This window comes from Streptomyces sp. NPDC046759, assembly GCF_040645475.1.
In the GTDB taxonomy this organism is placed as follows: Bacteria; Actinomycetota; Actinomycetes; order Streptomycetales; family Streptomycetaceae; genus Streptomyces.
The window spans coordinates 165446-186556 of sequence record NZ_JBEYYJ010000018.1 but is presented as its reverse complement, the minus strand read 5'-3'; the positions used below and the strand labels follow the sequence as shown (position 1 = coordinate 186556).

At 71.8% G+C, this 21111-nt stretch carries 19 protein-coding genes; 7 read left to right on the top strand and 12 right to left on the bottom strand.

What is annotated here, in order from left to right:
* Together ABZ919_RS24380 and trpS are read left to right on the top strand one after the other, a co-directional pair.
* On the top strand, positions 1 to 220 hold a 220-nt coding region (locus ABZ919_RS24380), incomplete at its 5' end, for a hypothetical protein (protein WP_361251458.1).
* A 419-nt stretch (positions 221 to 639) separates the two neighbouring features.
* The gene (trpS, locus tag ABZ919_RS24375; RefSeq protein WP_361251455.1) at positions 640 to 1668 is read left to right on the top strand and encodes a tryptophan--tRNA ligase; all 1029 of its coding nucleotides are present in this window, start codon (positions 640 to 642) and stop codon (positions 1666 to 1668) included.
* 79 nt (positions 1669 to 1747) lie between these two features.
* Here trpS and proC read toward each other — a convergent pair whose 3' ends face one another.
* The 6 genes from proC to ABZ919_RS24345 all read right to left on the bottom strand — a co-directional run bounded on the left by proC (position 1748) and on the right by ABZ919_RS24345 (position 6429).
* Positions 1748 to 2560, bottom strand: a complete 813-nt coding sequence (gene proC, locus ABZ919_RS24370) for a pyrroline-5-carboxylate reductase (RefSeq protein ID WP_361251452.1) — start codon at positions 2558 to 2560, stop codon at positions 1748 to 1750.
* A gap of 70 nt (positions 2561 to 2630) precedes the next feature.
* Complete coding sequence (locus tag ABZ919_RS24365; RefSeq protein ID WP_361251449.1) at positions 2631 to 3413, bottom strand: ABC transporter permease; 783 nt, start codon at positions 3411 to 3413, stop codon at positions 2631 to 2633.
* Entirely contained in the window at positions 3410 to 4249 is an 840-nt protein-coding gene (locus ABZ919_RS24360) for an ABC transporter ATP-binding protein (RefSeq protein WP_361251446.1), read from the bottom strand. Before ABZ919_RS24360 ends, ABZ919_RS24365 begins: the two co-directional genes overlap by 4 nt.
* Positions 4250 to 4388: 139 nt before the next feature.
* Positions 4389 to 5171: a class I SAM-dependent methyltransferase gene (locus ABZ919_RS24355; RefSeq protein ID WP_361251444.1), complete on the bottom strand. Its 783-nt coding sequence runs from the start codon at positions 5169 to 5171 to the stop codon at positions 4389 to 4391.
* Between the two features lie 403 nt (positions 5172 to 5574).
* Positions 5575 to 6099 (bottom strand): EamA/RhaT family transporter, encoded by a 525-nt coding sequence (locus ABZ919_RS24350; RefSeq protein ID WP_361251442.1) that lies wholly within the window; start codon positions 6097 to 6099, stop codon positions 5575 to 5577.
* 42 nt (positions 6100 to 6141) lie between these two features.
* The gene (locus tag ABZ919_RS24345) at positions 6142 to 6429 is read right to left on the bottom strand and encodes an SH3 domain-containing protein (protein ID WP_361251439.1); all 288 of its coding nucleotides are present in this window, start codon (positions 6427 to 6429) and stop codon (positions 6142 to 6144) included.
* 178 nt (positions 6430 to 6607) lie between these two features.
* Between ABZ919_RS24345 and ABZ919_RS24340 the strand changes: the two genes are divergently transcribed.
* Complete coding sequence (locus ABZ919_RS24340) at positions 6608 to 8701, top strand: serine/threonine-protein kinase (protein WP_361251436.1); 2094 nt, start codon at positions 6608 to 6610, stop codon at positions 8699 to 8701.
* A 73-nt stretch (positions 8702 to 8774) separates the two neighbouring features.
* Here the strand turns inward: ABZ919_RS24340 and ilvD are convergent, their stop codons facing one another.
* The 4 genes from ilvD to ABZ919_RS24320 form a co-directional block, all read right to left on the bottom strand.
* On the bottom strand, positions 8775 to 10628 hold the full coding sequence (ilvD, locus tag ABZ919_RS24335; RefSeq protein WP_361251433.1) for a dihydroxy-acid dehydratase: 1854 nt from the start codon (positions 10626 to 10628) through the stop codon (positions 8775 to 8777).
* Positions 10629 to 10774: 146 nt separating this feature from the next.
* Entirely contained in the window at positions 10775 to 11404 is a 630-nt protein-coding gene (locus tag ABZ919_RS24330) for a TetR family transcriptional regulator (RefSeq protein WP_361251430.1), read from the bottom strand.
* Positions 11401 to 12213, bottom strand: coding sequence for a sugar phosphate isomerase/epimerase (locus ABZ919_RS24325; RefSeq protein ID WP_361251427.1), 813 nt, complete (start codon positions 12211 to 12213; stop codon positions 11401 to 11403). Before ABZ919_RS24325 ends, ABZ919_RS24330 begins: the two co-directional genes overlap by 4 nt.
* Before the next feature lie 144 nt (positions 12214 to 12357).
* Positions 12358 to 13290: a Ppx/GppA phosphatase family protein gene (locus ABZ919_RS24320; RefSeq protein ID WP_361251424.1), complete on the bottom strand. Its 933-nt coding sequence runs from the start codon at positions 13288 to 13290 to the stop codon at positions 12358 to 12360.
* Positions 13291 to 13361: 71 nt separating this feature from the next.
* Between ABZ919_RS24320 and ABZ919_RS24315 the strand changes: the two genes are divergently transcribed.
* On the top strand, positions 13362 to 14237 hold the full coding sequence (locus tag ABZ919_RS24315) for a hypothetical protein (RefSeq protein ID WP_361251421.1): 876 nt from the start codon (positions 13362 to 13364) through the stop codon (positions 14235 to 14237).
* A 192-nt stretch (positions 14238 to 14429) separates the two neighbouring features.
* Here the strand turns inward: ABZ919_RS24315 and ABZ919_RS24310 are convergent, their stop codons facing one another.
* Positions 14430 to 16124 carry a hypothetical protein gene (locus ABZ919_RS24310; protein WP_361251418.1) on the bottom strand — a complete coding sequence of 565 codons (1695 nt, stop codon included), beginning with the start codon at positions 16122 to 16124 and terminating at the stop codon, positions 14430 to 14432.
* Positions 16125 to 16319: 195 nt separating this feature from the next.
* On the opposite strand from ABZ919_RS24310, the gene radA reads away from it, so the two are divergent.
* Together radA and disA are read left to right on the top strand one after the other, a co-directional pair.
* Positions 16320 to 17729 carry a DNA repair protein RadA gene (radA, locus tag ABZ919_RS24305; RefSeq protein WP_361251415.1) on the top strand — a complete coding sequence of 470 codons (1410 nt, stop codon included), beginning with the start codon at positions 16320 to 16322 and terminating at the stop codon, positions 17727 to 17729.
* 81 nt (positions 17730 to 17810) lie between these two features.
* Positions 17811 to 18935 (top strand): DNA integrity scanning diadenylate cyclase DisA, encoded by a 1125-nt coding sequence (gene disA, locus ABZ919_RS24300; RefSeq protein WP_361251412.1) that lies wholly within the window; start codon positions 17811 to 17813, stop codon positions 18933 to 18935.
* Positions 18936 to 19047: 112 nt separating this feature from the next.
* On the opposite strand, the gene ABZ919_RS24295 is transcribed toward disA, so the two are convergent.
* Positions 19048 to 19866: a hypothetical protein gene (locus ABZ919_RS24295; protein ID WP_361251409.1), complete on the bottom strand. Its 819-nt coding sequence runs from the start codon at positions 19864 to 19866 to the stop codon at positions 19048 to 19050.
* Positions 19867 to 20047: 181 nt separating this feature from the next.
* Between ABZ919_RS24295 and ABZ919_RS24290 the strand changes: the two genes are divergently transcribed.
* A complete protein-coding gene (locus tag ABZ919_RS24290; protein WP_361251406.1) occupies positions 20048 to 20923 on the top strand; it encodes an A/G-specific adenine glycosylase in 876 nt (291 codons plus the stop codon).
* Positions 20924 to 21111 lie beyond the last annotated feature (188 nt).

Below are 21111 nucleotides of genomic sequence, written 5' to 3'. Positions count from 1 at the left end.
GGTCGCTTCCTTTGTACTCACCCTCTCGGGCTTTCCTCCGGGCTTCCCTTCGGTGTTTCCGACTCTATCAGATCTTTTCGATCCGATTTCCTCGGCGCTTTCCAGGTTCTCGCTCTCGCGTTTCCCTTTCCGGCGGTTCCGACTCTATCAGATCCTTTCGGCGTCTGACTCCCAGTCAGGGGGGTTTGCCTTCCCGGCGCTGGGCCGTTCCGACGAGTGAGACTTTAGCGGATTCCGTGCTCCCGAGCTAATCGGGGGCTGCGTCCTTTCGAACACGGATTCCTCATTTCGCAAATATGCACGCCAAAACAGTCGGCGCCGGAGCGTCGATTGGTGGTTGCTACTTGCGGAGTGGCTGTCCGGGGACCGACCGAGGTCGGCGCTCACGTCGGACAACCCGGAGAACACTACGTATCGGCGTGGCGTGTGTCAACTCTTGCCCGTGGTGCACCCGGGAGGCGTACTCTGGTCGCCATGACTACGCGTACGTGTACCCAGCTTTGGTGGGCCGCCTGACGGCGGCCGAACTCACGTATGCATCCAACGGCCGCTGCTTCAGCGGCCGTTTCTCGTATCTCCCCCCGGTACTCCGGGGGCCGGCCGCAGGAGCGGCGGTCCCGAGCAGGAGGTGGAGTGGAGATGACGCGAGTCTTCAGTGGGATCCAGCCGACCGGGCACCTGACCCTCGGCAACTATCTGGGAGCCCTGCGGCGCTGGGTGGAGACGGACCAGCACCAGGCCGACTCCGTGTTCTGCGTCGTGGATCTGCACGCCCTGACCGTGGACCAGGATCCGGCCCGATTGCGCAGGCTCAGTCGGCAGACGGCGACGTTGATGCTGGCGGCGGGGCTCGATCCCGACGTGTGCACCCTGTTCCTGCAGAGCCATGTCGCCGAGCACACGAGACTGTCGTACCTGCTGGAGTGTGTCGCGAGCGACGGTGAGATGCGGCGGATGATCCAGTACAAGGAGAAGGTCGCGCGGCAGCAGGAACGCGGTGCGAGCGTGCGGCTGTCGCTGCTGACGTATCCGGTGCTGATGGCGGCGGACATCCTGGGGTACGGCGCGCACGAGGTGCCGGTCGGGGACGACCAGGTGCAGCACGTGGAGCTGGCGCGGGATCTGGCGGTGCGGTTCAACCAGCGGTACGGGCACACGTTCGTGGTGCCGAAGGCGACCCGTCCGGGCGTCGCCGCGCGGGTGATGAATCTGCAGAGCCCGACGGCGAAGATGGGGAAGTCGGACGAGTCGGGTCTCGGTGTCGTCTATCTGCTGGACGAGCCGGACGACGTGCGGAAGAAGATCATGCGTGCCGTCACCGACAGCGGGCGGGACGTGGCGTACGACCGTGAGGGGCGGCCCGGGGTCGCGAACCTGCTGGAGATCCTCGCGGCGTGCACGGGTGGGGATCCGGCGGCTCTGGCCGGTGCGTACGAGTCGTACGGCGCATTGAAGAAGGACACCGCGGACGCCGTGGTGGAGGTCCTCAAGCCGGTGCAGGCCAGGCACCGGGAACTGTGCGCGGATCCCTCCTTCGTGGAGGGGGTGCTGCGGGACGGCGCGGAGAAGGCCAGGGCGATGGCCCGGCCGACCGTCGATGCGGCGTACCGGGCGATCGGGTTGCTGCCGCCGCTGTTCGAGACGGCGTTGAGCCCGGCCGGCCGGTAGGGCCGGCCCGGACGGGGGTGTCCGGGTTCGTGCGTGCGGGGGCGGGGGCTGCGGGCGAGCCGTCGCCCCCGGCGCCGGGTCAGTCCTTCTTGCCCGAGGCGAGTTCGCGGCTGCGGTCGCGGGCGGCCTCGAGGGCGGCGATGAGGGCGGCTCGTACGCCGTGGTTCTCCAGCTCGCGGATGGCGTTGATCGTCGTACCGGCCGGCGAGGTGACGTTCTCGCGGAGCTTGACGGGGTGCTCGCCGCTGTCGCGGAGCATCACCGCGGCGCCGATGGCGGACTGCACGATGAGGTCGTGGGCCTTGTCGCGGGGCAGGCCCAGCAGGATGCCGGCGTCGGTCATGGCCTCGACCAGGTAGAAGAAGTAGGCCGGGCCGGAGCCGGACAGGGCGGTGCAGGCGTCCTGCTGGGTCTCGGGGACGCGGAGCGTCTTGCCGACGGCGCCGAAGATCTCCTCGGCGTGCGCGAGGTGCTGCTCGGTGGCATGGCTGCCGGCGGAGATGACCGACATGGCCTCGTCGACGAGGGCGGGGGTGTTGGTCATGACGCGAACGACCGGGGTGCCCGCGACCAGGCGCTCCTCGAAGAAGGACGTGGGGATGCCGGCGGCGCCGCTGATGATCAGTCGGTCGGCGGGGACGTGCGGGGCGAGCTCGTCCAGCAGGAACCCCATGTCCTGCGGCTTGACCGTGAGGATGAGGGTGTCGGCGGTCTTGGCGGCCTCGGCGTTGGTGACGGGGGTGACTCCGTGGCGGGAGCGGAGCTCTTCGGCGCGTTCGGGTCGGCGGGCGGTGACCAGGAGGTCGGCGGGGGCCCAGCCGGCCCGGATCATTCCGCTGAGCAGGGCTTCGCCGATCTTGCCGGTGCCGAGGACTGCGACTTTCTGGCTCATGAGGTCATCCTCGCACCGGGCTGTGAGGGTGCGGGCGGTTGTCCGGCAGGCGGAACACCGGCGCGGCCGCCTAGGCCGAACGGCGGCGGAGGGTGGCCGCGCCCAGGACCAGGACCAGCAGGGCGCACCCGGCCACGATCAGGACGTCCCGGACGAAGGTCATGGTCATGTCGGTGTGGTGCAGGACCTGGTTCATCCCGTCGACGGCGTACGACATCGGCAGGGCGTCGGAGACGGCCGTGAGAGCGGGGTGCATGTCGGACCGGGGAGTGAACAGGCCGCAGAGGAGGAGCTGGGGGAAGATCACCGCGGGCATGAACTGGACCGCCTGGAATTCGGAGGCCGCGAAGGCCGAGACGAAGAGGCCGAGGGCCGTGCCGAGCAGGGCGTCGAGGAGGGCGACGAGGAGGAGCAGCCAGGGGGAGCCGGTGACGTCGAGGCCGAGGCACCAGACGGCGAGTCCGGTGGCGAGGGCCGACTGGACGACGGCGACGGCGCCGAAGGCCAGGGCGTAGCCGGCGATGAGGTCGGCCTTGCCGAGGGGCATGGCGAGGAGGCGCTCGAGGGTGCCGGAGGTGCGTTCCCGCAGGGTGGCGATGGAGGTGACCAGGAACATCGTGATCAGCGGGAAGATGCCGAGCAGGGACGCGCCGATGTTGTCGAAGGTGCGGGGGCTGGCGTCGAAGACATAACGCAGCAGGACCAGCATCAGGCACGGGACGAGGATCATCAGCGCGATGGTGCGCGGGTCGTGCCGGAGCTGGCGGAGGACCCGGGCCGCGGTGGCGGTGGTGCGGGAGACGTTGAGCGCGCCGGTGGGGGCGGCGGGGGCGGTCGTACTCGTGGTGCTCATCGGGTCGTCTCCTGGGGGTGGTGTGCGGTGGCTCCGTCGACGAGACGGAGGAATGCGGCCTCGACGGTGTCGGTGCCGGTGCGGGTGCGCAGGGCGTCGGGGGTGTCGTCGGCGAGGATCTCGCCCTCGCGCATGAGCAGGAGGCGGTGGCAGCGCTCGGCCTCGTCCATGACGTGGGAGGAGACGAGGAGGGTGGCGCCTCGGGTGGCGGCGATGTCGTGGAAGAGGGACCACAGGTCGCGGCGCAGTACGGGGTCCAGGCCGACGGTGGGTTCGTCGAGCACGAGGAGTTCGGGGGCGCCGAGCAGGGCCACGGCGAGCGAGACCCGGCTGCGCTGGCCGCCGGAGAGGTTGCCGGCGAGGGCGTCGGCGTGGCTGGTGAGGTCGACGTCGGCGATGGCCCGGGTGACGTGTTGGTGGCGGCGTTCGGCGGCGGTGCGGCCGGGGTCGAGGATGCCTGCGAAGTACTGCAGGTTCTGGCGGACGGTCAGGTCGTCGTAGACGGAGGGGTGCTGGGTGACGTAGCCGATGCGGGTGCGCAGGGCGGGGTGGCCGGCCGGCCGGCCCAGGACGTTCAGGGTGCCGGTGACCTTGGCCTGGGTGCCGACGACGGAGCGCATGAGGGTGGATTTGCCGCAGCCGGACGGGCCGAGCAGACCGGTGATCTGGCCGCGGGGGACGGTGAAGCGGAGGTGGTGCAGGACGGTGCGGGGGCCGCGGACGACGGTGAGGTCGTCGGCGTGGACGGCGGGGATGTCCTCGGCGTGGACCGCGGTGAGGTCATCGGCAGGCTCGGCGGAGGGTCCGGCCGACGGACCCTGCGAGTAATTCATCATGCGATGAATAATCTGCTCCGGAGGCGGGGACGTCAAGGGGTGCGCGTCGATGCCTGCGGACGGGCGCTGGGCGCGCACACGTCGACGGCGGCGGCCGGGTGGGCGCCCGGCCGCCGCCGTCGACGGGACTTCGCCCCGGTCAGGGCTTGGTGGCGACGAGCAGGAGCACGTCGTAGACCTCCTCGACGATCCCGTCCGGGAAGACCTTCAGCAGATGGGTGCGCTCTTCCTCCAGGAAGGCGGCCCGGCGGTCCTCGGGCGTGAGGAGGAACGCCGAGTGGCTGCCGATGTTGGCGAGGTGGGTGTCGATGCTGACCCGGCGGCTCCAGCGGACCTCCCGCCGCCGGAAGCTCAGGCGGCCGCTCGGATCGGCCAGTTCCGTGCGGCTGCCGTCCCGCTGCCGGGCGACGACGTCCACGCCGAAGAAGCGGCCGATCCGGCCGGCGGCCTCGGCGAGCCACGGGACGTCCAGGGCATCACCGTTCCACCACACGGCCAGCGCGCCGCCCGGCCGCAGCACTCGCAGCGCCTCCGGAACCGAGCGGGCGGTGTCGGTCCAGTGCCAGGCCTGGGCGTAGGTGATGAAGTCGGCGCGGGCGTCGCCCAGGGGCAGGGCGTCGCCGTTGCCGCGGACGATCGGGAGATGCGGCAGCCCGCGCCGGAACTCGGCGGCCATGCCCTCACCGGGTTCGACGGCGAGGACGTCGGCACCGCGGGCGTGCAGCAGGCGGGTCGCGATGCCGGTACCGGCGCCGACGTCCACCACGCCGGCGCCGGACAGCGGCCGGCCGGCCAGTTCCTCGATGGCGTCGAACAGGGCGGGCGGGTAGGAGGGGCGGTTCGCGGCGTACTGGGCGGCGGCGGAGTTGAAGGAGTGCGCGCGGGCCGCGGGCGAGGGTACGGTCGGTCCTGTCCTGGTCATACGGACATGGTGTGCAGAGCGGGCGGCTCGGGACAGCGTATTTTCGAGGCGGGACCTGCGGCGGGGCACCGGCTCCCCGGCGGCCCGGGACCGTCCAGTGCTGTGACCGGAAAGGTTTGCCGGAAAGCTCGCGGCGTCCGGTGCTGGGGGCACCTCCCACGCCTTCAGGCAGTGGGGGAGCCTCGCAAGGCGCAGCATCGCCCGCGTACGGGATGTACCGGGTGATGCGACAACACGGCGAGGCGCCGTGCCGGGCGTAGCGAGCCGGTGAACCTTTCCGGCCGCAGCACCAGCCGTCGCCGGGACGACACCCCCGGCGTGATGGCACGTTGCCCGTCGTGCCCACGCGCCGGTCGGCCGGTGCCCATGAGCCGGGGGCCGGCGCCGTGGCCGGTCGGGGCGGTCAGCGGCGGCGCTTCTTCTTCGTCGGGTTGCCGGTACGGCGGGAGGCGCGGCGCTCGTACTCCTCGCAGGCCTGGTCGTACTCCTCGCGGTGCAGCTTCTCGCCCGGGGCCTCGGTCAGGGAGCGGAAGAAGTAAGCGAGCAGGGAGCCGACGAAGCCGATGGCGAGCAGGCCGCGCAGGGAGGCCTGGCGCTGCGGGTCGTGGCGCTCGGCGAAACCCTCCCAGGTGTTGCGGAAGGCGAGCGCGCTGCAGATCGCGAACATGACGATGATCAGCACGGTCACGAAGGAGCCGGTGCCGGCGATCATGATGCCCTGGTAGGCGAAGCGGAGGACCAGGCAGGAGACGGCGGCCGCGGCGAGCGAGCCGACGGCGACGCCGGCACGGCGGGCCGCGTAGCCGTTGTCGTGGTTCACCCAGGTGGTACCGAAGAAGCGCAGGGGTTCGGGGCGGGGACCGCCGCTTCGGTCCGCGCCGCCTGGGGAGCCCGCCGGGGTGCCCGGGGTGCCGGTTTCGTCGCTCACGGAACGATTATGGCGCCGGGCGGGGGCGGGCCCCCGGTCGGGTCAGCCGCAGCGCGGAGCGATGTAGCCGTCGCTGCCGGTCTGGACGTAGACGTCGGCCACGAACTCGCCGTTGTCGATGTTGTCCCAGATCTTCGACGTGCCGTACGGGCCGCTCACCGTCGTGCCCGAGGTCTGGCAGAAGACGGGGACCTTGGCTCCTTCGGCCAGGACACGCACGATGTTGTAGCTGGTGCCGGGGCCGCTCCGGACGTTCAGTCGGACGCCCGGGGCGACGGAGTAGTAGCGCAGCGAGGTCGCAGCGGCCTCTTCGGCATGGTCAACGGACATGAAAGCCCCCCGTTCGACCCCATGGACGCCATGGGGTCACGTCAGATTCCCACGAAACGAGCCACCGAACACATGCGCGCGACTCGCGCGCGCAGGCTAGCAAGCCGCCTCTGTCTCGCACGAGTCATCGACTAGGCTCCGTGCGTCGCGCGCGGACGAACAGCACGGGGGTGGTCGCATGGCGCCACGCAGGAACGCGGGAGCGGGCGCCGAAGCGGAACTTCCCGAGTACGCCGGACACTACCGTCTGGAGTCCCGTCTCGGGTCGGGCGGAATGGGCGTGGTCCACCTCGCCCGCAGCACCTCGGGGATGAAGCTCGCGGTGAAGGTCGTACACGCCGAGTTCGCCAGGGATCCCGAGTTCAGGGGCCGCTTCCGGCAGGAGGTGGCCGCCGCGCGCCGGGTGAGCGGTGCGTTCACCGCGCCCGTCGTCGACGCCGATCCGGACGCCGGGCGACCTTGGATGGCGACGCAGTTCATCCCGGGGCCGACCCTCTCGGACGAGGTGAAACGGAACGGGCCGATGGAACCGGCCCAGTTGCGTCGGCTGATGGCGGGGCTGGCCGAGGCGCTGCGCGACATCCACCGGGTCGGGGTCGTGCACCGGGACCTGAAGCCGAGCAACGTCCTGTTGGCCCAGGACGGCCCGAAAGTCATCGACTTCGGCATCTCACGGCCGAAGGACAGCGAACTGCGCACCGAGACCGGCAAGTTGATCGGCACACCGCCTTTCATGGCCCCCGAGCAGTTCCGGCGGCCGCGCGAAGTGGGGCCTGCCGCCGACATCTTCGCGCTCGGCTCGGTGATGGTGCACGCGGCGACCGGGCGTGGGCCGTTCGACTCCGACAGCCCGTATGTCGTCGCCTACCAGGTGGTGCACGACGAACCGGACCTCACGGGTGTACCGGAGAGCCTCGCGCCACTGGTGCTGCGGTGCCTCGCCAAGGAGCCGGAGGACCGGCCGACCCCCGACGAACTCATGCGGGAACTGCGGTCGGTGGCGGCCTCGTACGACACACAGGCGTTCGTACCGGCGCAGCGGTCGAGTGACGAACCGGCTCCCGAGCCGCCTGCCGAGCGGACCGCGCCGTCGGCCAGGGCACGGCTCCGGCGCAAGGTGGTCATGGCCGCCGGGGCGCTCGGTGCCGCCGCGGCCGCCGTGTCGGCCTGCGTGCAGCTGGTCGGGGGCGGCGGGCCGATGCCGACCGGCGCCCATCCGCGTACCACGGCAGCGGCGTTCAGTTCGTGGGAGGCGAAGCCGTCGCCCGGGGCGCCGGGCATGCCTCAGTGCTCCTACGGGCTGGGGAAGCTGCTGTGCGCGCAGCCCGGTGAGGTCTACGCCCTCTCCCCGGGCGACGGAAAGCTGCTGTGGCGCCGCGCGGTCGCCACGAAGTCCACGAGCGCACCGCCGGTCTTCTCGGCGGCTCTCGTGCAGCCCTACACGGACGGCGGACCGCAGCTCGCCGCGCTCGATCCGGGCTCGGGCACACAGGTCTGGAAACGACGCCTGGCCCAGGGCGCGATGGTCCGGTACGCCGCGGGGACGGCCCTGCTCACCGGTGCCGACGGAAAGGTCACCGGCATCGACAGTGCCTCGGGCGACACCAGGTGGAGCCGTCGGATCGCCGGTCAGGGCAGGCCGTCCTTCGTCTCGTTTCCCGGTGACCCGCTGGCGTACGCGACCAGCACGTCCCTCGACGGTTCGAGCACCCAGGTCTCCGCCGTGGACCCGCAGAGCGGTGACGTACGGTGGCGGGCGCGGCTGGACGGGACGCTCGAGCCCGTCGGTACCGGGGGCGGCTCCGTCTTCTTCCTGTCCACCGACAGCGTGTACGGGGAGACGAAGGCCGTCGTCCGCTACACCCCGGCGACCCGGTCGACACGCCGCGTGCCGCTGCCCCTGGCGAGTGAGGCGGCCCATGCCACCGTGCGGGGGAACGTCGTGTACCTCCTGGCCACAGGCGGCTCCCTGGAAGCCGTGGACGTGGGCGCGCGGAAGCAGCTGTGGCGCGTGGAGACCTCGGTGAGCCGTGGTTCGGCACCGGTCGCGGACGGCCGGTACGTGTACGTCACCGCCGGCGACGGACGGCTCCTCGCCGTCGACGCCCGCAAGGGAACCCTCGTGGGGCAGACTCCCGCGCGTCTGGGTCCGGATCCGGCGAAGGTCATGAGCGCGCCTCCCGCACCCGTGCTCGGCGACAACCGGGTCTACGCCACCGCCCCCGACGGCACCGTCTTCGCCGTGGCCGCGCGCACCCCGTCCGACTGGTGACACACCGAGGGGCCGCCCCCGGCGGGAGGCGGCCCCTGATGGACGTACGGCGGTTTGACGGACGTACGGCGGTTCAGCCCAGCTTGGTCACGTCGCGGACCGCGCCCTTGTCGGCGCTGGTGGCCATCGCCGCGTAGGCGCGGAGGGCGGCGGAGACCTTGCGTTCGCGGTTCTTCGGGGCGTGGACGCCGTTCAGGGCCTGCTCGCGGCGGGTGAGTTCCGTCTCGTCGACCAGCAGCTCGATGGTGCGGTTCGGGATGTCGATGCGGATGCGGTCGCCGTCCTCGACGAGGGCGATGGTGCCGCCGGAGGCCGCCTCGGGTGAGGCGTGACCGATCGAGAGGCCGGAGGTGCCGCCGGAGAAGCGGCCGTCGGTGATCAGCGCGCAGGTCTTGCCGAGGCCTCGGCCCTTCAGGTACGAGGTCGGGTAGAGCATCTCCTGCATGCCGGGTCCGCCCTTGGGGCCCTCGTAGCGGATGACGACGACGTCGCCGTCCTTGACCTCCTGCGTGAGGATGCGCTGGACGGCCTCCTCCTGCGACTCGCAGACGACCGCCGGACCCTCGAAGGTCCAGATCGACTCGTCCACGCCGGCCGTCTTCACCACGCAGCCGTCGACGGCGAGGTTGCCCTTGAGGACCGCGAGGCCGCCGTCCTTGGAGTACGCGTGCTCGACGGAGCGGATGCAGCCGCCCTCCGCGTCCTCGTCCAGGGCCTCCCAGCGCTCGGACTGGGAGAAGGCCTCGGCGGAGCGGACGCAGCCGGGGGCCGCGTGCCAGAGTTCGACCGCCTCGGGGGACGGGGAGCCGCCGCGGACGTCCCAGGTCTTCAGCCAGTCGGACAGGGACGGGCTGTGGACGGAGTGCACGTCCTCGTTCAGCAGACCCGCGCGGTGCAGTTCGCCGAGGAGGGCGGGGATGCCGCCGGCGCGGTGCACGTCCTCCATGTAGTACGTGCGGTTCTTCGCGACGTTCGGGGCGACCTTGGCGAGGCAGGGGACGCGGCGGGAGACGGCGTCGATCTGCTCCAGGCCGAAGGGGACGCCCGCCTCCTGGGCGGCGGCCAGCAGGTGCAGGATCGTGTTGGTGGAGCCGCCCATCGCAATGTCCAGGGCCATGGCGTTCTCGAAGGCCTGGAAGGTGGCGATGTTGAGCGGCAGGGCCGACTCGTCGTCCTGCTCGTAGTAGCGGCGGGTGAGGTCCATGACCGTGCGGGCGGCGTCGACGTAGAGCTGCTTGCGCGCGGTGTGGGTGGCGAGGACCGAGCCGTTGCCGGGGAGCGAGAGGCCGATGGCCTCCGTCAGGCAGTTCATCGAGTTGGCGGTGAACATGCCGGAACAGCTGCCGCAGGTCGGGCAGGCGTTCTCCTCGATCCGGAGGATGTCCTCGTCGGAGATCTTGTCGTTCACGGCGTCGGAGATCGCGTCGACCAGGTCGAGGGTGCGGACCGTGCCGTCCACGAGGGTGGCACGGCCGGACTCCATGGGGCCGCCGGAGACGAAGACCGTCGGGATGTTCAGGCGCAGGGCGGCCAGCAGCATGCCCGGCGTGATCTTGTCGCAGTTGGAGATGCAGACCAGCGCGTCGGCGCAGTGGGCCTCGACCATGTACTCGACCGAGTCCGCGATCAGGTCGCGGGAGGGGAGGCTGTACAGCATGCCGCCGTGGCCCATCGCGATGCCGTCGTCCACGGCGATCGTGTTGAACTCGCGCGGGATGCCGCCCGCCTCCTTGATCGCCTCGCTGACGATCCGGCCGACCGGCTGCAGATGGGTGTGGCCCGGCACGAACTCGGTGAAGGAGTTCGCGACCGCGATGATCGGCTTCCGGCCGATGTCCGCACCGGGTACACCGGAGGCGCGCATAAGGGCGCGGGCGCCCGCCATGTTGCGGCCGTGGGTGACTGTGCGGGACCTCAGCTCGGGCATCGTCGCTCGCTCCTTCGAAGACCTTCTGCCAGAGAGTTCTGACTGCTTCCGAGCGTACGCCGGTGCTCCAAACGCTGGACACGGTTGTCCGGAATGCGGGACGCGTGTCCCAGGAATCACCGGGCGCGGGCGGCGGTTCGCCGTGCTCAGGGATTCGTCAGATGGCCCTGGACGACGGGGGCGACCCGGGCGATGATCTGCTCCAGATCCGCGGAGGCCAGCGGCTCCAGCTTGATCACGTAGCGCATCATCGCCGCACCCACCAGCTGGGCGGCCGCCAGTTCGGCCCGCAGTTCCGCGTCCGGCAGGTCCACCTGGGCGGCGACGCGGCGCAGCAGCTGGGACGCGACGAGGCGGCGGAAGACGGCGGCGGCGGTCTCGTTGTTCACGGCGGACCGGACGATCGCGAGGAGGGGCGTACGCGTCGTGGGGTTGTCCCAGACGCCGAAGATGAAGCGGGTCAGCCGCTCCCCCACTCCGTCCAGCGGGCCGTCGGCCACCGCGTTCGGCGCGTTCAGCGCGGGCGCGAAGGCTACCTCGATGGCCGCCTCGAACACCTGCTCCTTGGTGCCGAAATAGTGGTGGACGAGGGCCGAGTCGACCCCGGCGGCCTTGGCGATGCCGCGCACGGAGGTCTTCTCGTACCCGCGCTCGGAGAACTCCGCGCGGGCCGCGGTGAGGATGCGGTCGCGGGTGTCGGCGGACTCGGCGCGCGGCGGCCGGCCCCGCCGCCGCGCCGCGGTCGCGTTCGCCGCTCGGGGCGTGGGCTCGTTCATCGCCGGGGCACCCGTACGGCCGAGGCCAGGTGTTTGCGGGTGAAGGCCAGGGCCTCGGCGAGGTCGGCCTCGCGCTCGGCGGTGGACATCGCCCGCCGGGTGTTGACCTCGATGACGACATGGCCGTCGAACCCGGTGACCCCGAGGCGCTCCAGCACCTCGGCGCAGGGCTGGGTGCCGCGGCCGGGCACCAGGTGTTCGTCCTTGGCCGAGCCCCGGCCGTCGGCGAGGTGCACATGGCCGAGGCGGTCGCCCATGCGGTCGAACATCTCCAGGGTGTCCGTGCGGGCCGTCGCCGCATGGCTGAGATCGATGGTGAAGTGCCGGTAGTCGTGCCGCGTGACGTCCCAGTCGGGGGCGTAGGCGAGCATCTCGCGGTCGCGGTAGCGCCACGGGTACATGTTCTCGACGGCGAACCGTACGTCCGTCTCGTTCGCCATCCGCCAGATCCCGTCGACGAAGTCGCGCGCGTACTGCCGCTGCCAGCGGAAGGGCGGGTGGACGACGACGGTGGAGGCGCCCAGCTTCTCGGCGGCCGCCCGGGCCCGCTGCAGTTTGACCCAGGGGTCCGTCGACCAGACGCGCTGGGTGATCAGCAGACAGGGGGCGTGGACGGCCAGGATCGGGATGGCGTGGTAGTCCGACAGGCGGCGCAGCGCCTCGATGTCCTGGCTGACGGGGTCGGTCCACACCATGACCTCGACGCCGTCGTACCCGAGGCGCGCAGCGATCTCGAAGGCCGTCGCCGTGGACTCCGGGTAGACGGAGGCCGTCGACAGGGCGACGGAGACGTCCCTTGGTTCAGCCACGTCCGACACCTTACGGCGTGGAGTGGTGCCGGTGTCGGGTGCCCGTTCGCCGTTGTGAGGTTTGCCATTCCGGCGGGTGCAGGCGGTGTGCGGCCCGGCGCGCGGCTCCCCGCGGCCCTTCAGCGACGTCGGTCCGAAGGCACGTCAGTCCGACCCCATGTGATCGAGGCGCCGCAGGATCACGCCCTCGCGCAGGGCCCACGGGCAGATCTCCAGGCTCTCCACGCCGAACAGGTCCATCGCGCCCTCGGCGACCAGGGCGCCCGCCAGCAGCTGGCCGGCCCGGCCCTCCGAGACGCCCGGGAGCTCGGCGCGCTGCTGTTCGGTCATGCCGGACAGGCGCGGGACCCAGGCCTCCAGGGACTCGCGCTTGAGTTCGCGCTGGACGTAGAGGCCCTCGGCGCTGCGGGCGGCGCCGGCTATGCGGGCGAGCTGCTTGAAGGTCTTGGAGGTGGCGACGACGTGGTCGGGGGCGCCGAAGCGGCTGAATTCGCCGACCGTGCGGGCGATCTCCGTGCGGACGTGGCGGCGCAGGGCGCGCACCGCCTCGGGGGCGGGCGGGTCGCCGGGCAGCCATCCCGCGGTGAGCCGGCCGGCGCCGAGCGGCAGGGAGACGGCGGTGTCCGGCGTCTCGTCTATGCCGAAGGCGATCTCCAGGGAGCCGCCGCCGATGTCCAGGACGAGCAGCTTCCCGGCGGACCAGCCGAACCAGCGGCGGACGGCGAGGAAGGTCAGGCGGGCCTCCTCCTCGCCGGTGAGGACCTGGAGCTCCACGCCGGTCTCGGCGGCCACGCGCGCGAGGACGTCGTCGGCGTTGGTGGCCTCCCGGACGGCGGAGGTCGCGAACGGCAGCAGATCCTCGACGCCCTTGTCCTCGGCGGCCTGGAGCGCGTCCTGTACGACGGCGACAAGCTTGTGGATGCCGTCGTCGTCGATGGCACCGCTGTCGTCGAGCAGCTGGGCGAGCCGAAGTTCGGCCTTGTGCGAATGCGCGGGCAGCGGGCACGCGCCGGGGTGGGCGTCCACCACCAGCAGATGCACCGTGTTCGAACCCACGTCCAGGACACCGAGTCTCATGTACGGAACGCTACTGCCAGATCGTCCGTGCACGGTCCCCGCAGCGGCCCTGGGCCACTTACCCTGGACGGGTGCCAAAGACGAAAAAGGCGAAGAACCACAAATCGTCCAAGGGAGTGAAGGATCCTTCCCAGGCGACGGCGTCCGAGTCCCAGAAGTCCCCGAAGTCCCAGAAGTCCCCGAAGCGGCAGAAGGCGAGCGACGAGACGGGGCTCGACTTCGCGCGCGCCTGGGTGGAGTTTCCTGATCCCGCGGACGACGAGCAGGTCTTCCGCTGCGATCTGACATGGCTGACCTCCCGTTGGAACTGCATCTTCGGCAGCGGCTGCCAGGGCATCCAGGCGGGCCGCGCGGACGACGGGTGCTGCTCGCTGGGCGCGCACTTCTCGGACGAGGACGACGAGAAGCGGGTCGCCGAGCACGTGGCCCGGCTCACGCCGGAGATCTGGCAGCACCACGACGAGGGCACACGCAACGGCTGGGTCTCTCAGGACGATGAGGGGTCCCGGCAGACGCGTCCCTTCCAGGGCTCGTGCATCTTCCAGAACCGGCCCGGTTTCGCGGGCGGCGCGGGCTGCTCGCTGCACATCCTCGCCCTGCGGGAGGGCCGGGAGCCGCTGGAGACCAAGCCGGACGTGTGCTGGCAGCTGCCGATCCGGCGGACGTACGACTGGATCGACCGGCCCGACGACACACGGGTCCTTCAGGTGTCGATCGGTGAGTACGACCGCCGGGGCTGGGGCCCGGGCGGGCACGACCTCCACTGGTGGTGCACGTCGGCGACCTCCGCGCACGGAGCGGGTGAGCCGGTGTACATCTCCTACCGGGCCGAGCTGACCGAGCTGATGGGCAAGGCCGGCTACGACCGCCTGGTCGAGCTGTGTGAGCAGCGCCTGGCGTCCCAGCTGCCCCTGGTCGCCCCGCACCCGGCCGATCCGGCGCCCTAGCTGTATGGATCACGAGCGTTGTCGACGCCGGCCGAGCCCGGGCCTGCGGGCCCTCGGCATCCGTGTCCCGCGACCGTGGGAGCATCGCAAGGCGGAGCGTCGCCCGCGTACGGGACGTACCCGGATGAGGCGACAACGCGGCGAGGTGCCGTGCCGGGCGTCGCGAGCCGGTGAACCTGTCCGGCCGCAGCACTAGCCGCCCGGGGGTCTGGGCGTGTCGCTGTCGGAGGCTGTCGGGGTCGGCGTCGGCGTGTCCGGTGGGGTCGGATCCGTCGGCGTGGGGCTCTGGCTGGTCGCAGGCGTGGACGGCGGGGTGGAGGGCGGGGCGGTGGGGGGTGCGGTCGGCGGGGCCGGATCGGAGGACGCCGGCGGCGGGGTGGGGTGGCGGCTGGGAGCCGTGCCGTAGCCGTCGATGGTGACCACCGCGCCGGCCGGGGCGACCGCCACCCGCGCGTGCCAGTGGCCGGAGGGCTCGCGGAGGTGGTCGACGTACACCTTGATCGTCAGCGTGTCACCGGGGTCGAGGGTTCCCCTGGACCGGCTGAAGTAGAGCCAGGACGCGGAGGTGGACACGGACCAGCGGACCGGGGAGGAGCCCGACGCGCTGAGGGTGATCAGCGTGGTGTCGCCGTCGTTCGCGGCGGCGACGTCGAGCTGTCCGGGTGCCTTCTTTCCCGCTCCGGCGACGCTGACGACCTCGACCGAGACGTCCGCCTTGCCGTCCTTGCCGATGCGGGCGCCGGGCTTCACGCTCGCGTTGCCCGCGTTCTCGTAGCCGCCGGCCGTGTCGCTGCCGAGGGCGTCGGGGCCCTGTGCCTCGCGCGCCGTTGCGGAGGGCCCCTCCCCGTCCGCGGTGGGGGCGCCCCGGTAGGCGGCCCACAGTGCCAGCACGGGAGCGGCCACCACGGTGGCGACGACCGTCGTCGTCACCGCACGCGCGCGTAGCCGGTCGCGGCGGGCCGCGCGGTCCTTGGGGTCCATCGGGAAGCCACGCCGGTCGAAGCGGGGCACGGCCGCGCCACGCGCGCGTGGATGTGCCAGAGCGACGTGCAGTGCCGCGCGGGGCGCCTCCAGGACGGGCAGCTCGGCCGGGGTGATCGTGGCACCGGGCCAGCGGCCGGGGACGGCGCGCTCGGCGGTGCGGCGGCAGCGTGGGCAGTCGTCGACGTGCCGGACCAGTTCGCGGCGCAGTGCCGTGCTGAGGACCAGCCCGCTGTCCCCGGTGAGGTGGGCCACGCTCGGGCAGCCGCCGGTCTCGACGACGGCGAGGGCCGCGCGGGTGCGCTCGACCTCGCAGGCGGCGGAGGCGAGCAGCTCACGCGCGGCCTCGGGTCCCATGCCGAGGACGGCGGCGACCTCCTGCGCGGCCAGATGGTGGCGGACGGCCAGCTCCAGGGCCTCGCGCTGCTCGGGAGTGGTGCCGGCCGCCTCCGGCCAGGCCAGCAGGGCCAGTTCGCGGCGCCGCTGCTCCTGGACCTCCGGGGCGACGGCCGGCTCGGGCACCCTGCCCCCGGCCCCGGAACGGCCCGCCGCATGAGTGGCCTGACGTTTCTGCTTGGCCTCGGCCAGCTTGCGCAGACAGGCCCAGCGGGCCAGCGCGTAAAGCCAGGCCCTGCGGTCGCCGGCGGCCTCCGGGACGCGGTGTCCGCGCCGCTCGGCCAGGGCGAGGACGTCGCCGAGGGCGGCGGTGGCCGCGTCGTGGTCGCACAGCACCGACAGACAGTAGGTGAACAGTCCGTCCAGGTACGGCTCGTAGCGCGCCGGCGGCCGCTGGGCGAGGGTGCGCGCGGCGGCGCGGTCGCGCTCCTCCCGCGTCTCCCGTGCCTCACCGCGCGCTCTGTGCGCGCCGGTCGTGCGGGTGGTGGTCTCCGGACTGCTGCTCATCACCCGTGGGACCGTAGGCGCCGGTGGAGTAACCCTTATGGAGGCTTGAGCACTTTTAATCCGTACGGGTGAAACGATCCCTCATAAGGGGACGGGAGGCTTTCATTCCGGGGCCGGACCCGCTGGTGGTGGCCGATCCCGGGCCACCCGCCGGCGGCCCCCGCCTCGGTTGTCAGTGCCGCGGGCTACGGTTTCCGCATGGCTGCCCGTACGAAGACCACGAAGGACCGCCCGTCCTACCGCTGCACCGAGTGCGGCTGGCAGACGGCCAAGTGGCTCGGCCGCTGCCCCGAGTGCCAGGCGTGGGGCACGGTCGAGGAGTACGGCGCGCCCGCGGTCCGTACGACGGCACCGGGCCGTGTCAGCACCTCCGCGCTGCCCATCGGCCAGGTCGACGGCAGGCAGGCCACGGCCCGCCCGACCGGTGTGCCCGAGCTGGACCGGGTGCTCGGCGGCGGCCTGGTGCCCGGCGCGGTCGTGCTGCTGGCGGGCGAGCCGGGCGTCGGCAAGTCCACGCTGCTGCTGGACGTGGCCGCCAAGTCCGCGAGCGCCGAACACCGCACCCTCTATGTCACCGGGGAGGAGTCGGCGAGCCAGGTCCGGCTGCGCGCCGACCGCATCGGCGCCCTCCACGACGAGCTGTATCTGGCCGCCGAGACCGATCTGTCCGCCGTCCTCGGCCATTTGGACGAGGTCAAGCCGTCCTTGCTGATCCTGGACTCGGTACAGACGGTCGCCTCCCCGGAGATCGAGGGCGCGCCCGGCGGCATGGCCCAGGTGAGGGAGGTCGCGGGCGCCCTTATCCGCGCGTCGAAGGAACGGGGCATGTCCACCCTCCTTGTGGGCCATGTCACGAAGGACGGCGCGATCGCGGGCCCGCGCCTGCTGGAGCACCTGGTGGACGTGGTGCTGCACTTCGAGGGCGACCGGCACGCGCGCCTGCGCCTGGTGCGCGGCGTGAAGAACCGCTACGGGGCGACGGACGAGGTCGGCTGCTTCGAGCTGCACGACGAGGGCATCACCGGGCTCGCCGACCCCAGCGGTCTGTTCCTGACCCGCCGTGACGAACCGGTTCCCGGCACCTGCCTGACCGTCACGCTGGAGGGCCGCCGTCCGCTGGTGGCCGAGGTGCAGGCGCTGACCGTCGACTCCCAGATCCCGTCCCCGCGGCGTACCACCTCCGGTCTGGAGACCTCCCGCGTGTCGATGATGCTGGCCGTCCTGGAACAGCGCGGCCGGATCAGCGCACTGGGCAAGCGGGACATCTACTCCGCGACGGTGGGCGGCGTGAAGCTGTCGGAGCCGGCCGCCGACCTCGCGATCGCGCTCGCGCTCGCGTCCGCCGCCAGCGACACCCCGCTGCCGAAGAACCTGGTCGCCATCGGCGAGGTGGGCCTCGCGGGCGAGGTGAGACGGGTCACGGGCGTGCAGCGCAGACTCACCGAGGCGCACCGGCTGGGCTTCACGCACGCGCTCGTGCCGACCGATCCGGGCAAGGTGCCGCCGGGTATGAAGGTGCTGGAAGTCGCCGACATGGGGGACGCGCTGCGGGTGCTGCCGCGCTCCCGTCGCCGAGAGGCCCCACGGGAGGCGGAGGACCGCCGGTAGACTTTGCCCTGGTCTCGCCCGTCCGTACGAACCGAGTGCGGGTCACGGGGGCGCGTCAGAACCTGCGACCGGAGGAGTGCAGTGGCAGCCAACGACCGGGCAGCAGCTCCCGGAAAATCCGGTGGGAGTGCCGGTTCCGATCGCCTGATGCGCGCCTCGCTGAGCGCCGTGGCTCCCGGTACGGCCCTGCGTGACGGCCTCGAGCGCGTACTGCGCGGCAACACCGGCGGGCTCATCGTCCTCGGCTCCGACAAGACGGTCGAGGCGATGTGCACGGGCGGGTTCGTCCTGGACGTGGAGTTCACCGCGACCCGGCTGCGGGAGCTGTGCAAGCTGGACGGCGGCATCGTGCTGTCGTCGGACCTGTCGAAGATCCTGCGCGCGGGCGTCCAGCTGGTGCCGGACCCCACCATCCCGACGGAGGAGACGGGCACCCGGCACCGCACGGCGGACCGGGTCAGCAAGCAGGTCGGCTTCCCCGTGGTCTCCGTCTCCCAGTCCATGCGCCTGATCGCCCTCTACGTCGACGGTCAGCGGCGTGTCCTGGAGGACTCCGCGGCGATCCTGTCCCGCGCGAACCAGGCGCTGGCCACGCTGGAGCGGTACAAGCTTCGCCTGGACGAGGTGGCCGGCACCCTCTCGGCGCTGGAGATCGAGGACCTGGTGACGGTGCGGGACGTGTCCGCCGTCGCACAGCGCCTGGAGATGGTCCGGCGCATCGCCACCGAAATCGCCGAGTATGTGGTCGAACTGGGCACGGACGGCCGTCTTCTCGCGCTTCAGCTGGAAGAGTTGATCGCCGGGGTCGAGCCCGACCGTGAACTGGTCGTCCGGGACTACGTCCCCGAGCCCACGGCGAAGCGCTCCCGGACGGTCGAGGAGGCCCTGTTCGAGCTGGACGCGCTGAGCCACGCGGAACTGCTCGAACTCGGCACGGTGGCGCGGGCACTCGGCTACACCGGCTCGCCGGAGACCCTCGACTCCGCGGTGTCCCCGCGGGGCTTCCGGCTCCTGGCGAAGGTTCCGCGGCTCCCCGGCGCGATCATCGACCGGCTGGTGGAACATTTCGGCGGCCTGCAGAAGCTGCTCGCGGCCAGCGTGGACGACCTGCAGACCGTGGACGGCGTGGGAGAAGCCCGGGCGAGGAGCGTGCGGGAAGGCCTGTCGCGCCTGGCCGAGTCGTCCATCCTGGAGCGGTACGTCTGAGTGCGCACCCGGGCGGCCCATGGCCCGGGAGGTGCATGCCTTACGGCGGCTTCGGGTCCGTCCTGGCGCGAGCGACCGCCCACACACCCGCGCCCGGCGACGAACCGCGCCCTCAGTCAGCCGACAGCACGAAGGAAGTCTGCGTCTTCCCGAACCCCGGCACCTTGGCCTCGAGCAGATACGTGCCCGTCTTCGCCGAACCCCCGGAGGGCGTCGCGCAGTGGGCCGCACTCGGCTTCCGGTCCCACTTCACGGTGTAGGTGATGCTCTGGCCCGCCGGCACCCGGAACACCAGGTCCGCCGGGCCCTTGGGGCAGTCGGCCGACGACCAGAACGGGTCGTTGCCGTCCGCGGGCGTGATCGTCAACACCGCGTTCTTCGGCCCCAGATCGACCTTGCAGTCGGTGGACGAGCCGTTCTTCGCGGTGAGTTCGAAGGTCGGTGCCTGATCCGGCGAGTAGGAGTTGTGCAGGCTCCGCAGGCTCACCGTCACCGCGCCGGGCGCGCAGTCGGGCAGAGAGGAAGAGGCCGGGATCGCGTCGCCCGTACCGACGTTGCCGCCGCCGGAAGCGGAGCCCGAGCCGCCGCCCGAGCCGCCACCGGACCCGGAGGAGGCGGCGGAGCCGTCGCCCGATCCGCTGCCGCCGGAGGAACCGGTGTCGCCCCCGCCGGAGTCGCCGCCGCCCGAATCGCCGCGTCCGCCGGGATGTTGGCTGATCGCGGGTCCGGACGAGGAGGGCCCAGGCGTGATGGTGTGCGCGGGATTCTTGCCGTTGGATGCGCCGGTGTTCTTCTTGCCGCCCCCGCCGCCGGCCGTGACGATCCACGCGATCAGCAGCGCCAGGAGGGCGACCACCGACAGCATGACGACCCTCCTTCGCCAGTAGATGGAGGAGGGAAGCGGCCCGACCGGATTGCGCAGAGATCCCACGGCGCAAACTGTACGAGAGATCGCGGTGCTTGCCTGCGCCACCCGCCGCGCCGAACGGCAACTTTTCCGGATCATCATCCCGGTAACTGCCCTGACGTCGAAGGCTCTTCATCCTTCACCACGCTCGGTGACCGTGCCGTCACCCACGATGGACGCCGAGCCGTGGCAGGATCGGAAGGCCATGACTGAGAAGCTGCATGTCCCCGTGATCGCCTGGTTCGACGCCCACGCCCGCGACCTGCCCTGGCGCCGCCCGGAGGCGGGCCCGTGGGGGGTGATGGTCAGCGAGTTCATGCTCCAGCAGACCCCGGTCAACCGGGTGCTGCCCGTCTACGAGGAGTGGCTGGCCCGCTGGCCGCGCCCCGCCGACCTCGCGAAGGAGGCGCCGGGCGAGGCGGTGCGCGCCTGGGGCCGGCTCGGCTACCCCCGCCGGGCCCTGCGGCTGCACGGCGCAGCGGTGGCCATAACGGAACGGCACGGCGGGGACGTACCGAGGGATCACGCGCAGCTGCTCGCGCTGCCGGGCATCGGCGAGTACACGGCCGCCGCGGTGGCCTCGTTCGCGTACGGGCAGCGGCATCCGGTGCTGGACACGAACGTGCGCCGGGTCTTCGCCCGGGCGGTGACGGGGGTGCAGTACCCGCCGAACGCGACGACGGCCGCCGAACGCAGGCTCGCCCGTGAGCTGCTGCCCGAGGACGAGAGGACCGCCGCGCGCTGGGCCGCCGCCTCCATGGAGCTGGGCGCACTGGTGTGCACGGCGAAGAACGAGGGGTGCGGGCGGTGCCCGATCGCCGCGCAGTGCGCCTGGCACCTGGCCGGCAAGCCGGAGCACGCGGGGCCGCCGCGGCGCGGGCAGACGTACGCCGGTACGGACCGGCAGGTGCGCGGCAAGCTGCTGGCGGTGCTGCGGGAGGCGCACGCGCCGGTGGCGCAGGCGGCGCTGGACCGGGTGTGGCACGAGCCGGTGCAGCGCGCCCGCGCGCTCGACGGACTTGTCACGGACGGTCTGGTGGAGCCGCTGCCGGGCGGTCTGTATCGGCTGCCGCTGAGCTGACGCACAGCCAAGTCGCAGCCCCGGAGGGCCTGTTACGGAGCCATTGGCCCGACAGAGGCCCCCATAAAGAGACATACCAGTCGGCCTGCTTACCCCGATCCCACGTTCGTTACACAACCGACGGATAGCCGATTGCTAGCCGCAGGCTGGTGCGCACAACGCCGTGACAACCACTCCGTAACTTCTTT